This window comes from Pseudomonas sp. W4I3, from assembly GCF_030816195.1.
In the GTDB taxonomy this organism is placed as follows: Bacteria; Pseudomonadota; Gammaproteobacteria; order Pseudomonadales; family Pseudomonadaceae; genus Aquipseudomonas.
Map to the genome: position 1 here is coordinate 4924908 of NZ_JAUSXS010000001.1, position 13146 is coordinate 4938053.

12 protein-coding genes are annotated in these 13146 nt (G+C 60.4%); 5 read left to right on the forward strand and 7 right to left on the reverse strand.

What is annotated here, in order from left to right; translation table 11 throughout:
- Positions 1-158: 158 nt before the first annotated feature.
- Together QF045_RS22275 and QF045_RS22280 are read right to left on the reverse strand one after the other, a co-directional pair.
- Positions 159-764 (reverse strand): tRNA-uridine aminocarboxypropyltransferase, encoded by a 606-nt coding sequence (locus tag QF045_RS22275; RefSeq protein WP_306494051.1) that lies wholly within the window; start codon positions 762-764, stop codon positions 159-161.
- Positions 765-770: 6 nt separating this feature from the next.
- Positions 771-1664, reverse strand: coding sequence for a LysR family transcriptional regulator (locus QF045_RS22280; RefSeq protein WP_306494052.1), 894 nt, complete (start codon positions 1662-1664; stop codon positions 771-773).
- Positions 1665-1820: 156 nt separating this feature from the next.
- Between QF045_RS22280 and speB the strand changes: the two genes are divergently transcribed.
- Genes speB through QF045_RS22300 form a run of 4 tightly spaced genes read left to right on the forward strand, consistent with a single transcriptional unit; the run spans position 1821 to position 6192 of the window.
- Positions 1821-2771: an agmatinase gene (gene speB / locus QF045_RS22285; RefSeq protein ID WP_253397789.1), complete on the forward strand. Its 951-nt coding sequence runs from the start codon at positions 1821-1823 to the stop codon at positions 2769-2771.
- Positions 2771-3193, forward strand: coding sequence for a nuclear transport factor 2 family protein (locus tag QF045_RS22290; protein ID WP_306494053.1), 423 nt, complete (start codon positions 2771-2773; stop codon positions 3191-3193). Before speB ends, QF045_RS22290 begins: the two co-directional genes overlap by 1 nt.
- A gap of 21 nt (positions 3194-3214) precedes the next feature.
- Positions 3215-4786, forward strand: a complete 1572-nt coding sequence (locus tag QF045_RS22295; protein ID WP_306494054.1) for a cytosine permease — start codon at positions 3215-3217, stop codon at positions 4784-4786.
- A gap of 23 nt (positions 4787-4809) precedes the next feature.
- Positions 4810-6192, forward strand: a complete 1383-nt coding sequence (locus tag QF045_RS22300; protein ID WP_306494055.1) for a sodium:solute symporter — start codon at positions 4810-4812, stop codon at positions 6190-6192.
- Between the two features lie 69 nt (positions 6193-6261).
- Here QF045_RS22300 and QF045_RS22305 read toward each other — a convergent pair whose 3' ends face one another.
- From QF045_RS22305 to QF045_RS22315, 3 genes are all read right to left on the reverse strand, one after another.
- On the reverse strand, positions 6262-8337 hold the full coding sequence (locus QF045_RS22305) for an FAD-dependent oxidoreductase (protein ID WP_306494056.1): 2076 nt from the start codon (positions 8335-8337) through the stop codon (positions 6262-6264).
- Positions 8338-8730: 393 nt separating this feature from the next.
- Positions 8731-8853, reverse strand: coding sequence for a PA1414 family protein (locus tag QF045_RS22310; protein ID WP_017737772.1), 123 nt, complete (start codon positions 8851-8853; stop codon positions 8731-8733).
- 143 nt (positions 8854-8996) lie between these two features.
- Positions 8997-9890, reverse strand: coding sequence for a LysR family transcriptional regulator (locus tag QF045_RS22315; RefSeq protein WP_306494057.1), 894 nt, complete (start codon positions 9888-9890; stop codon positions 8997-8999).
- 103 nt (positions 9891-9993) lie between these two features.
- Here QF045_RS22315 and QF045_RS22320 point away from each other — a divergent pair, with 103 nt between their 5' ends.
- Entirely contained in the window at positions 9994-11193 is a 1200-nt protein-coding gene (locus QF045_RS22320) for a YbfB/YjiJ family MFS transporter (RefSeq protein WP_306494058.1), read from the forward strand.
- Here the strand turns inward: QF045_RS22320 and QF045_RS22325 are convergent.
- Together QF045_RS22325 and QF045_RS22330 are read right to left on the reverse strand one after the other, a co-directional pair.
- On the reverse strand, positions 11105-12547 hold the full coding sequence (locus QF045_RS22325) for an NCS1 family nucleobase:cation symporter-1 (protein WP_306494059.1): 1443 nt from the start codon (positions 12545-12547) through the stop codon (positions 11105-11107). The genes QF045_RS22320 and QF045_RS22325 overlap by 89 nt on opposite strands.
- A gap of 199 nt (positions 12548-12746) precedes the next feature.
- The gene (locus QF045_RS22330) at positions 12747-13145 is read right to left on the reverse strand and encodes a DUF2177 family protein (RefSeq protein ID WP_306494060.1); all 399 of its coding nucleotides are present in this window, start codon (positions 13143-13145) and stop codon (positions 12747-12749) included.
- Between the last annotated feature and the right edge of the window lies 1 nt (position 13146).

Below are 13146 nucleotides of genomic sequence, written 5' to 3' on the forward strand. Positions count from 1 at the left end.
GCGGTGCTTATGGCTTATAGGAATAAGGCAGAGGTGTGGTGCCTATGAGGGCGCCATCGGGGGCAAGCCCCCTCCCACAGTTGATCGCGTTCCAACATGAGCATGCGGTCGAATGTGGGAGGGGGCTTGCCCCCGATGGCCGCACCGGGAAAAACAATCTAGCCCAAATGCCCGTCGCCATGATTTCTCTGAAAAACCTCTTCACCCATTGCAGCGATCTGCCCCTCGATAAGTGCTTCAAAGGGTTTGAGCAACGGCTCGAACGATGCCGGCGCTTCCAATAACTGCAGCGCCTGCGCAATCGCTTCGACCGTCGACAACGCCCCTGGGCCCGGCGCCTTGCGCAGCCGATACCGGGAAACGCCGCCGCCGGCCAAGGTCACCCGGGGCAAGGCTGCCAGCAGCGGGTTCAGGTACAGCAGCTTGCGCGCCTTGCGCCACGTACCATCGGGTACCACCAGTAGTAGTGGCTGATCGTCAGGCGCATAGGCGCACAAAGGCTGCGCATCATCGGCCGGAAACAACAACCGCGCCTGATACCCCGGCGAGTTCAATAACGTCGCCAAGTCCTCGAACACCTCCCCCACCACCAACTGCGCGTTGTTGAGCCCCAACGCCGCCAACCGCGCCGTATTGAGCGCATGGTTGACCTCGCTGGGGTGCTGCAACAGCAGCACGCGCGTGCGGCTTTCGAGGCTGGGGATCAGCGCGCACAGGCAATGAGTGGTCGGCCTGAGGCAGCGCGGGCATTGGGGTCTGGACATGGTTTTTCAGGCCTGGTTGAGCTGGGCTTTAAGTAAATCGCGAAAGGTCTGGATCAGCGGCTCGCGGCTTCGCCCCCGGCGCATGATCATTGAAAACGGTGCCTGGTAGCCAAAAGTCGCCGGTAGCAAGACGCGCAGGTCACCCTTGTCGGCCCAGGCCTGGGCGTAGTGTTCGGGCAAATAGCCGATGTAGGCGCCCGACAGCACCAGAATCAGCTGCGCCTCCATGCTTTCCACCGTCGCGGCGCTGTGCTTGAAGCCGTGGCGCGCCAGTTCGGCCTGGCTCCAGTAACCGCGCCCGACCATACGTTGTTGGGTGATGACCTGCTCGGGGATGCGTCGCTCATTGAACAAAGGATGCCGAGTGCTGCAATACAGCCAGTGCTGCTCGCGGTACAGCGGCATATAAACCAGCCCGCTCATGCGGTTGGAGAACGCGCCGATGGCCAAGTCCAGACGGTTGTCCTGCACACCCAGTTGCAACTCATACGGGCTCATGACCGATAAATGCAGGTGCACAGCCGGGTGTTCCTGGCTGTAGGCGCCAATCACTTCGGCGAACGGCAAGGCTTTATCGCTGACGGTTGAGTCGAGCACGCCAAGCTTGAGCGTGCCGCGCAGCTCGCCCTTCAACGCGGCGGCATATTGTTCGAAGCCTTCCAGCTCACCCAGTAACCGCAAGGTTTCCTGATGAAACAGCTCGCCCTTGCTGGTCAGGCTGAAGCCGCCCCGCCCGCGATGGCACAGCACCAGGCCCAAGGCCGATTCCAGCTGGCTCATGTAGGTGCTGATGGCTGACGTGGACAGGTTGAGTTCGTGCTGGGCATTGGCGAACCCCTGGTGCCGCACGACGCTGACGAAGATGCGCAGGAGTTTGAGGTCGGGCAAGGCGTTGGCCATGGATTCTCCAGAGGCGCTCCCACATTTGCCGCCGAGTTTACCTCAGGCGTTAGTTTAGAAAAATCTGAACTAAGTATTTGCCTCTGCCGATTCTTCCCTTCCTGCGCTTTTCGCAGAATCGGCCCCTGATAAACAAAACAATGATGAGGCAATCCCGTGGACAAGATTTTCCACCAACCACTGGGCGGCAATGAAATGCCGCGTTTCGCCGGCATCGCCACCATGATGCGCCTGCCGCACCTGCAGTCGGCCAAGGGCCTGGACGCCGCCTTTATCGGCGTGCCCCTGGACATCGGCACCTCGCTGCGCGCCGGCACCCGCTTCGGCCCCCGTGAAATCCGCGCCGAATCGGTGATGATCCGCCCCTACAACATGGCCACCGGTGCGGCGCCGTTCGATTCGCTATCGGTCGCCGATATTGGCGACGTAGCGATCAACACCTTCAACCTTCTGGACGCCGTGCGCATCATCGAAGAAGCCTACGATGAAATCCTCGAGCACAACGTGATCCCCATGACCCTGGGCGGCGATCACACCATCACCCTGCCGATCCTGCGGGCCATCCACAAAAAACACGGCAAGGTCGGGCTGGTGCACATCGACGCCCACGCCGACGTCAACGACCATATGTTCGGCGAGAAAATCGCCCACGGCACCACCTTCCGCCGCGCCGTGGAAGAAGGCTTGCTCGATTGCGACCGCGTGGTGCAGATCGGCCTGCGCGCCCAGGGCTACACCGCCGAAGACTTCAACTGGAGCCGCAAGCAGGGCTTTCGTGTGGTTCAGGCCGAAGAATGCTGGCATCACTCGCTCGCGCCATTGATGGCCGAAGTGCGCGAAAAAGTCGGCGGCGGCCCGGTCTACCTGAGCTTCGACATCGATGGCATCGACCCGGCCTGGGCGCCTGGCACCGGCACCCCGGAAATCGGCGGGCTGACCACTATCCAGGCAATCGAGATCATCCGTGGTTGCCAGGGCCTGGATTTGATTGGTTGCGACTTGGTGGAAGTTTCACCGCCCTACGACACCACCGGCAATACCTCGCTGCTGGGCGCCAACCTGCTGTACGAGATGCTCTGCGTACTGCCCGGTGTGGTACATCGCTGATGAGCGTGCCAGCGGTGCTCAAGGCTGCGGCGGCGCTGGTCCGGGCCTTCGCTCGCAACGACCGCGCCGCTTACTTCGGCGCGTTCACCTGCGATGCGAGTTTTGTGTTCCACACCCTCCCCCAGCCGCTGCTTAGCCGCGATGCCTACCAAGCGTTGTGGGACAGCTGGCGCCGGGACGAGGGGTTCGAGGTGCTGTCGTGCACCTCGAGCAACGCCTTTGTCAGCCTGCAGGGTGACGTGGCGATTTTCATGCATGACGTGGCCACCGAGCTGCGCATGAACGGGGAACATTACTTCAGCCAGGAACGCGAGACCATCGTCTTCACACGACAAGGGTCGCGCACAGAACAACAACAAGGCCTGTGGCTGGCCTGTCACGAACATTTGTCCGCTATGCCGGAAGGGCTGCCGCCCCCTTAGCCAATGTGATCGGAGCTGATCATGAATAATAAAAACAACCAAAACAGTATTCGCACCATAGAAACCAACGGGGTCGAACAGATCCCCGACCACGAACGCACCGCCGCCCCCAAGGACCTGTTCCGGCTGATCTTCGGCGGTGCCAATACCTTTGCCACTGCGGTGCTGGGCGCGTTTCCGGTGCTGTTCGGGCTGTCGTTCCAGGCCGGGGTCTGGGCGATTGTGCTGGGCGTGCTGGTGGGCGCGGTGATCCTGGCGCCCATGGGCCTGTTCGGACCGATCAACGGCACCAACAACGCCGTGTCTTCCGGCGCGCACTTCGGCGTGCATGGGCGGATCGTCGGCTCGTTTCTGTCGTTGTTGACCGCGATTGCCTTCTTCTCACTGTCGGTGTGGAGTTCAGGCGATGCGCTGGTGGGCGGTGCGAAACGTCTGATCGGCCTGCCGGAATCCGACCTGACCCTGGGCCTGGCCTACGGCGTCTTCGCCCTGCTGGTGCTGACGGTATGCATCTACGGTTTTCGCTTCATGCTGTGGGTCAACCGGATTGCGGTGTGGGCCGCGAGCCTGTTGTTCCTGCTCGGGATCTTCGCCTTTGCGCCAGCCTTCGACAGCCACTTCTCCGGCAGCGTCGCCCTCGGCCAGAGCGGTTTCTGGGCGGCGTTTATCGGCGCCGCGCTGGTAGCGATGAGCAACCCGATTTCCTTCGGCGCGTTCCTCGGCGACTGGTCGCGCTACATCCCGCGACACACCCCGAAGCGCCGGATCATGCTGGCGGTGATCCTGGCCCAGCTCGCCACCTTGATTCCCTTTCTGTTCGGCCTGGCTACCGCGACCATCGTGGCCGTCAAGGCACCGGACTACATCGCCAGCAACAACTATGTGGGTGGCTTGCTGGCGGTGGCGCCGAGCTGGTTCTTCCTGCCGGTGTGCCTGATTGCGGTGATCGGCGGTATGTCCACCGGCACCACCTCGCTGTATGGCACCGGGCTGGACATGTCCAGCGTGTTTCCGCGCCTGCTGTCGCGGGTCAAGGCCACACTGCTGATCGGGGTAATGTCGATTGCCTTCATCTTTATCGGACGTTTCGCCGCCAATCTGGTGCAGAGCGTGTCGACCTTTGCCGTGCTGATCATTACCTGCACCACGCCATGGATGGTGATGATGATTATCGGCCTGATCGTACGTAGAGGTTTTTATTGCCCGGATGACCTGCAGGTGTTCACCCGTGGCGAAACCGGCGGCCGCTACTGGTTCAGCCATGGCTGGAACTGGCGCGGGCTGGGGGCCTGGATCCCGAGCGCGCTGGTGGGCCTGTGCTTCGTCAACTTGCCGGGGCAGTTTGTCGGGCCATTGGGCAACCTGGCCGAGGGCATCGACATCAGCTTGCCGGTGACGCTGGGCCTGGCCTCGGTGGCGTACCTGAGCCTGCTGCGGCTGTTTCCGGAACCGGCCGCCGTCTATGGCCCGACGTTTGTGGCGAGGGAGCTTGCTCCCGCTGGACTGCGAAGCGGTCCTGAAAAAGCCGGCGCCAGCTCCGCTGTCGAACGGGAGCAAGCTCCCTCGCCACAGCAAGCGCCTTCTGCACAATAAAAAATAATCGGAGACTCGCCGTCATGGCTTTGGATTTATTCGTCGTACTCATCTACGCCGCCGGCATGCTTGTGCTTGGCTACTACGGCATGCGCCGTGCCAAGACCCATGAAGACTACCTGGTGGCGGGACGTAACCTGGGGCCATCGCTGTATATGGGCACCATGGCCGCCACCGTATTGGGCGGCGCCTCCACGGTCGGCACCGTGCGCCTGGGTTATGTGCACGGTATTTCCGGTTTCTGGCTGTGTGCTGCGCTGGGTGCGGGGATCATCGCGCTGAACCTGTTCCTGGCCAGGCCGCTGTTGAAACTGAAAATCTTCACGGTCACCCAGGTCCTGGAAAAACGCTATAACTCCACGGCCCGCCAGGCCAGCGCGGTGATCATGCTGGCCTATGCGCTGATGATCACGGTGACCTCGATCCTGGCCATCGGCACCGTATTGCAAGTGCTGTTCGGCCTGCCGTTCTGGGTCTCGGTGCTGCTCGGCGGTGGCGTGGTCGTGGTGTATTCGACCATCGGCGGCATGTGGTCGCTGACCCTGACCGATATCGTGCAGTTCGTAATCAAGACCGTCGGGCTGATGTTTATCCTGCTGCCAATCTGCCTGTACCGCGTCGGTGGCTGGGATGAACTGGTGGCCAAGCTGCCGGCGTCGAGTTTCAGCTTTACCGCGATCGGCTGGGACACCATCATCACCTACTTCATGATCTACTTTTTCGGCATCCTGATCGGCCAGGACATCTGGCAGCGCGTATTCACCGCCCGCGACGAAAAAGTCGCCAAGTACGCAGGCACTTTCGCCGGGTTCTATTGCATTCTTTACGGCCTGGCGTGCGCATTGATCGGCATGGCGGCGCATGTGCTGATCCCGGACCTGGACAACGTCAACAACGCATTCGCGGCCATCGTCAAAGCGTCGTTGCCGGACGGTATTCGCGGCCTGGTGATTGCTGCTGCCCTGGCGGCGATGATGTCGACGGCCAGCGCCGGACTACTCGCCGCCTCCACCGTGCTGACCGAAGACCTGCTGCCACGCTTGCGCGGCGGCAAGCAGTCGAGCCTGGGCGTCAATCGCTTGTTCACCCTGCTGACCGGCATAGCCGTGCTGGGTATCGCACTGGTGGTGAACGACGTGATCAGCGCCTTGACCCTGGCCTACAACCTGTTGGTAGGCGGCATGCTGATCCCGCTGATCGGCGCGATCTTCTGGAAGCGTGCGACTGTCTCTGGGGCGATTACATCCATGACCCTGGGCTTCGTGACCGCGCTGGTCTTCATGTTCAAGGATGGGCTGGATGCGAACACCCCGATCTATTACAGCCTTGCGGTGGCTTTGGTGAGTTTTGTAATGGTGAGTGTGTTGTCGCGTAAACCGGGGGCGGTGGTGGCTGGGGCGATTTGAAACATATCAACCGTTAGAGCGGTTTCTTCAGCGGGTGCGACGTCAGATGTCGCATCCGCCTTTTAATACTCAACTGTCGCGCACTCGGGCCTGGACGGTTTCCTGAACCAGAGAAGCCCACACCAGTCCTTGAGTGGTGCCCCCGGCATACGTTCCTCCGGCGGCGATTTGATGGTAGGCAGACCAATACACGATGGAAAGTCCATCCGACGTGCCTGGCCTGGCACATTCGATTATGTGCAGCTCTGCTTCTTCAACCGCACTGAGGTACGACTGCGGAAAGTGCCGCGAAACAGCGGCAAGGCAGGCAGCCAAAACCTGCTCCTTGTACTCAGGCGTCGACCCACTCGGCACCTGCCCGCCAGAAACGAGAATGTAGTTCCCATCCAGGCGACAATTCATGACCCCGATGGGCAGATCGTACTGCAGCTTGAGTCCGCACATCTGCGCACCTTCATCATCCACTGCGTACAGTTTGAAGAACCAGCCCGTGACCGCGACGACGTTGGCCTCCTCCACGCCCATGGCAGTAACAACGAAGTGATCTTTGCTCAACTCGGCAATTTGGTCCGGAGTCAGATGCTGGGGCCGAAAGTGAACCCCGGACCGCTGCAAAAGCCTCTCTAACTCAAGCATCAGATCGTTAAACGCTACCTCGTAGCCCGACACTTCAATCGCCCGGCCGACGCCCGGAATTCCATAATGTGCCTGGAACTGCTGCTGGCTGATCTCCGTGACCTCACCGCCCGGTTTGCCGCTCGGCCAAGGCCGGCTTTCGATATCGCGTTGCTCGCTGATCGCCGCGTCTACGTCGCTTGCGTCCGCCCTATAGGCGCGTACAACTGGCGAGCGTGCAAATCGCGCCAGTGATGGGTTATCAGCCAGAAGCTTTTCAAACAGCTCAATGCCGGCCCGATTGCACTCGACGGCAAAAAGCTTATTTGCGCACAACAGATAGGGGTTGTGCAGCGGCTTTGCCGTCGTCTCCGTCGCCGACAGATGGCGCATGTTCACCTGCTTGTGGCTGGCGCCATCGCTCTGCCGGTTTCCACCGTATACGTCGACCTGATAGTTCGCCAGGCGAAACATCAAGGCTTGAAGCAAGCCGTTGATCCCTCTGCCGATGATCGACACCCGCGGCGCATCGCTTTCTATGTGCAGGAAGGGGATCGTCAATGACTGCGCAACTTTGCGCCTGACAAGGCCGTGTAAAGCGGTCATGCTCAGTTGAATCGAGACGGCATAGTCGAGATCGCATTGGCAGGCCTCGGTAGTTGCCGCCTGCGCAGTCAGCGTCGCCGGCGTGCGCCATGTGGAGACGCTACAACCCAGCTTTTCTGTGCGCGATCCAAACGCATCCAATGTTGCAGGCCCGTAGTCCAATACAAGCTGGATGTCGGCCACGGCCAGGGTCTGCAAAGCGTCATCGCTGAACACGTCCGGCTTGGCGACGCAGACCAGGCGGGCCTGCCTGTGCATACATTGGATAAGGGTGCGATCAATGAAATGAGCCGAGTCATCAGTCAGAGATAAGCATAGGGCGACCGCGCAGGCCCCCCTCATCGCCTCGAACCGATCCACCACGAATGAAACCCTGCTGTCCTGGAACGCGTTGCCGTCCGGCACTTGGTGATCTCGGCACAACACCTTGATTCGCACATCCTGATCTCGATCAAGTAGTAACCTGACCAGTTCCTTACCGACATTTCCATATCCCAATACGCGGATATCTCGGGGTACCGAGCCATCGCCCAGTGCCAGCCAGTGCAGGATATAAGCAGCGACATGCGGCGCGTTGACTCCAGGCGTGTTGTGCACTTGAATTGCGCTGGATGCGCACAGATCCAGTCGAACCCTATCCAGACTCGTACCTCTGCGAAGTAGATGCAGGTTTCCAAATGGGTGGGCGATACGCCATAAGTTGATGACGTCTGCATCTATGGTCTGGTCCCCGACAACGATCGTTGATGGACGCAGGAGCCCGATCTGTGTGAGCAACGTCTGCTGGGTTATTGTCGGCGGGAGAAACACGACATTGCCAGGAGCGTCAGCCTTCCAGGCTTTGGACACAGGCGCGATATGTAAAATGCATTCGGTTGTGGCGATCAGGGATGCGGCAACTGGCGGAACGGAAGAGCACGTCATAGCGTTGTCTCCAATAACTCGGACTCACTGACGCCCCAAAGAGAGGACGTATAAAGTGTTGAGTTACGGAAGCAACTGCCCTTCTATTCGATCTTTCTGTTGTCGCCCGCTAAGAGAATGCGACACGCCATGAAAAGAGTCCCGTAACGGAACTCAACCTACGCTCATCCTGAAAACTGGATAAGCCAGCTAATTCTGACGAGCACGTAGTCCAACTCCGACGCTTGAAAGCGAAAGATATTGGGTGGTCATACCCCGAGTTTCGTGCCTGACACAAACAAATAAGGGAGCGGGCTTGCTCGCGAATGCAGTGAACCAGTCAATTATTTATCGACTGAATCACCGCATTCGCGGGCAAGCCCGCTCCCACTTGAGTCCTCAGTTGGCTTGGGATCAGCGCCGACGAGGGCGACGTTGCTCGTCATCGGTACGGATCGGTACCGGCTGCAACGGCGGCTCGATCAAGCCCAGCGCAACGCCAAGGTCATGGAGCCAGGTTTGGATTTTCTCTTTCATGATGTGCCCCCTTTGAGGGTAATGCTGGCAGGCGCCTGTTCTATCGCCCTTTCCTACACTGATAGTAGCCCTAAGTCCTACGTATTGCTTGTGCGAAACCACAACGAACTATTACTGAATGGATCTGAATCCTGACGGATCGTTCAAGCAATCTCGTGCGTGTCCTTCAAGCATTCTGCCCCGCTTGCCTGCTGCAGCTCGATCCATGCGTTGAGGTTAGCGCCGAGCATACCCTTTCGCCACATCAACCAGGTGGTGGCAGTGGCAAAACGCCCGTTCAACGGATGAACGGACACACTGTCCTTGCCTGGCAAGCTGTCGAGCATGGATTCAGACATCAACGCCACCCCGGAACCGGCGATCACGCACGCGAGCATGCCTTGGTAGGACTCGATCTCGATAGCGCGGCCCATGGCCACCCGCTCGTGGGAAAACCAGGTTTCCAGGCGCGTGCGATAGGCGCAACTGCGGCGGAAAGTGAATACCGAGCGGCCGGCGACGTCCTGGGGGCCATTCACCGGCGGGTGGTCGGCCTCGCAAATGATCACCAGGCGCTCTTCGCACAGCGGGATACCGTCCAGCGTGGCAAGGGTCAGCGGGCCATCCACCAGCGCCGCATCCAGCCGTCCGGTGATCAAACCTTCGAGCAGTTCGCCGCTCGGCGCGGATTGAACCTGCAGGTTCACCTTCGGGTAGGCCTTGTGATAACGCGCCAACAGCGCCGGCAAGTGAATCGCTGCCGTGCTGTACATGCTGCCGAGCACAAAATCACCGGCCGGTTGCCCGCCCTGCACGGCGCCGTGTGCTTCGTCGTGCAGCGCCAGTAGGCGCGTGCTGTAGTCCAACAGCACTTTACCGGCGGGAGAAAGCTGCAAACGCTGGCGTTCACGCACAAACAGCTCAACGCCGAGTTGTTCTTCCATTTGCTTGAGCCGGGTCGACAGGTTCGACGGCACACGGTGCAGGCGCTCGGCGGCGCGCGTGATGGAGCCCTCCTCCGCCACCGCCTGGAAGATGCGCAGTTGACTGAATTCCACACCTTTCTCCAAAACTGAACAAGTACGTCACTATTATTCATTTTTACAGAAAGTCAATCCGCTTTAGCCTGACGGTCTCCGGTTTATTGCAGGACTCTTGAATATGTCACCGCTGATTCGCTTAACCGCCAGCTTCGTCGCCCTGATGATGGCCATGGGCATTGGCCGCTTTGCCCTTACCCCGCAGATGCCGCACCTGCTCAGCGAAGGCCAAATCGACTTGACCGGCGCTGGGCTGATCGCGGCCGCCAATTACCTGGGTTACTTCGTCGGTGCTGTGGACTCGATATTCGCCCGCAGCCATCACCACATTAAAGGCCGCTTGTACGGCGGGCTGTGGCTGTGCGTGCTGCTGACGCTCACGTCGTACTGGGCACACGGCTTCTGGCCGCACCTGTTGCTGCGTTTCGGCATCGGTGTGGCCAGCGCCTGGGCGTTGGTGATGATCACCAGCCTGAGCCAGCCACTGGCGATTGCCGCCGGCAAGCCGCGCCTGGGAGCAGTGGTGTTTGCGGGGCCGGGCTTGGGGATTCTGCTGACCGGCTTACTGGCACTGGGCTCCAACCTGCTGGGACAAAGCTCCGCGACGCTGTGGTTGGTGTATGGCGCCGTGGCGCTGGTGATGCTACTGGCCATCCTGCCCTTCTTGCCGAAGCCGACCCTCTCGATTGCAACCGAGTCCAGCGCTGGCAATAACAGCAGCATCGCGCACTTATGCTGGATTTACTTCCTGTACGGCCTGGGCTACATCATTCCTGCGACCTTCCTGTCGCAAATGGCCAGCGCGCAGTTCAGGGGGGCCTGGCAAGCCGATTTGTTCTGGCCTTGCTTCGGCCTGGCGGCGGCCACAGGCGTGGTGATTGCCAGCCTGCGCCGCAAGGATCCGAACACCACCCGGCGCTGGTTGATGACAACCCTGTGGCTGCAAGCGGCGGGTGTGTTCACTTGCTTGCTGGGCAATGGCTGGGGCCTGGCATTCGGGGTGCTGCTATGCGGCGCACCGTTTCTGGCCTGCATGCAGTTGGTCATGGCGCGCCTGCGCGAAGTAGCGCCAAACGGCTACCAGCGCAGCACCGGACTGCTGACGGCCAGCTTTGCCATTGGCCAATTGAGCGGGCCGCTGCTGGCCGCTGTGAGCAGCCACTTGAGCGGCGGCTTGCAACCGGCGCTGGTGATTGCCGGTTGCGGCCTGCTGGTGGCCGGTGGTGTATCGATCAGCTGGCGACCAGAGGCGTCGGCGCGTGGGCCTGCTCGCGCCGCGCCAGCACCAGAAAAAACAGCCCGCCCAGCAAACATCCGGTAAACCAGGCGAAATTGGCCATGCCCTGCAACGCTGGGGTGAAGGTGATCGCGACGCCCACCAGCGTGGCCGGCACCAGCGCCTTGATCGCCGTCCAGTTCACCCCGCCATCGAAGTAATAGCGCCCGCTCGGGCTGTCATCGAACAGCGCATCCACGTCGATCTGCTGCTTTTTGATCAGGTAAAAATCCACCAGCAGGATGCCAAACAGCGGCCCGATAAACGCGGCGAGAATATCCAGGGTGTAATGGATCATCAGCGGGTTATTGAACAGGTTCCACGGCGTGATAAAGATCGAGGCCACCGCCGCGATCATTCCACCCGCGCGCCAGCTGATCTTGCTCGGCGCAATATTGGCGAAGTCGAATGCGGGCGAGACAAAGTTGGCGACGATATTGATGCCGATGGTGGCGGTGACGAACGCAAATGCGCCCAGCAGCACGGCCATGCTGTTATCGATACGCGCCACGGTGGCGATCGGGTCGTGCAGCATTTGGCCAAACACCGGCAGAGTGCCCGAGACGATCACCACGGTTACCAGGGAAAACGCCAGGAAATTCACTGGCAGCCCCCAGAAATTGCCGCGCCGCACGTCCTGCATGCTGCGGCAGTAGCGGCTGAAGTCACCAAAATTCAAGGTCGGCCCAGAGAAGTACGACACCACCAGCGCGGTCGCCACGATCACCTGACCAAACGCCTGCCAGCCCGACAGCGATTTTTCCGCCAGGGTAAAGCTGATGTTCGCCCAGCCGGCCTTCCAGACGATCCAGCCGGCCAGGGCAAACATCACCGCGTACACCACCGGGCCGGCCCAGTCGATAAAGCGGCGGATGGACTCCATGCCCGCCCAGAACACGGCGGCCTGCAACACCCATAAGGTAAGAAAACCGAACCAACCCAAGTAGGACAACCCCGCAAAATGCGGCTCGGCATACACGGCCATCGACGGGAAGAAGCGCAGCACCACGATGATCAGGGCACTCGACGCCAAGTACGTCTGAATGCCGTACCACGCGACCGCAATCAGGCCCCGGATCACCGCAGGAATATTCGCGCCGAACACGCCAAATGCCAGCCGGCAGATCACCGGGTAAGGCACGGCCGCTTGCTGACTCGGCTTGGCCACCAGGTTGGCGATCAGTTGCACGATGCAGATACCCGCGAGCAAGGCGATCAACACCTGCCAACTCGCCAGACCCAGGGCGAACAGGCTGGCGGCGAAGACGTAGCCGCCGACGCTGTGCACGTCGCTCATCCAGAAGGCGAAGATGTTGTACCAGGTCCACTTTTGCGGCAGTGGGCCCAAGTCCTGATTGTAGAGTCTTGGGCTGTAGCCTTTGGGCAATTGTTCAGTCATCGCGGGAGTCCTCGGAATACCCGCCGTGCGCTGCCGTGGCGGTATGCATACGGAAGGCGACATGGGTTGTATACGAGGCATTCAGCAGAATGCGTGCCAAAAGCACACAATCCCAGCGGAGCAGCGCTCCAAAGGGACTCAGGGAAGTTCAGATACGAGATCTACGCGCAGCAACGGTGCACAGCAATCCTGTACACAATCAACGGTGCACCCGTTGTGCACACAGGTAGCCAACCGTGCAACAAACCGCTGTCAGCACAGTGCCCCACGCCATGTCCATCACCGCCAGACCCGCCGACCAACCTTGCAGTGTGGCCCAATTACTCAGGTCGTAAGTGCCATAGGCGACCAGCCCGAGCAACGCCCCCAAACGCGCGGCGCGCTGCCAGCTGGCACTGGGTAACACAACGAACACGACGCAACCTAGGACGTACAGCAGGTAAAACACCACTGCGGGAAAAAGGCGGGGTTGATCGAGCATCAGCGAGCCGAGCAGGCTTTTATAGGTAGGCCCCATGAGGACACCCAGCCACAGGCCGTCGAGCACCAGGAAGGCGAACAACGTGCCCAGATAGGCAAACAACGTTTTCTTCGACATT

Bases quoted from the DNA above. Each gene is read 5' to 3' on its own strand.
- QF045_RS22275 (WP_306494051.1), bottom strand. From the start codon at position 764: ATGTCCAGACCCCAATGCCCGCGCTGCCTCAGGCCGACCACTCATTGC.
- QF045_RS22280 (WP_306494052.1), bottom strand. From the start codon at position 1,664: ATGGCCAACGCCTTGCCCGACCTCAAACTCCTGCGCATCTTCGTCAGC.
- QF045_RS22290 (WP_306494053.1), top strand. From the start codon at position 2,771: ATGAGCGTGCCAGCGGTGCTCAAGGCTGCGGCGGCGCTGGTCCGGGCC.
- QF045_RS22295 (WP_306494054.1), top strand. From the start codon at position 3,215: ATGAATAATAAAAACAACCAAAACAGTATTCGCACCATAGAAACCAAC.
- QF045_RS22300 (WP_306494055.1), top strand. From the start codon at position 4,810: ATGGCTTTGGATTTATTCGTCGTACTCATCTACGCCGCCGGCATGCTT.
- QF045_RS22305 (WP_306494056.1), bottom strand. From the start codon at position 8,337: ATGACGTGCTCTTCCGTTCCGCCAGTTGCCGCATCCCTGATCGCCACA.
- QF045_RS22310 (WP_017737772.1), bottom strand. From the start codon at position 8,853: ATGAAAGAGAAAATCCAAACCTGGCTCCATGACCTTGGCGTTGCGCTG.
- QF045_RS22320 (WP_306494058.1), top strand. From the start codon at position 9,994: ATGTCACCGCTGATTCGCTTAACCGCCAGCTTCGTCGCCCTGATGATG.
- QF045_RS22325 (WP_306494059.1), bottom strand. From the start codon at position 12,547: ATGACTGAACAATTGCCCAAAGGCTACAGCCCAAGACTCTACAATCAG.
- QF045_RS22330 (WP_306494060.1), bottom strand. From the start codon at position 13,145: ATGTCGAAGAAAACGTTGTTTGCCTATCTGGGCACGTTGTTCGCCTTC.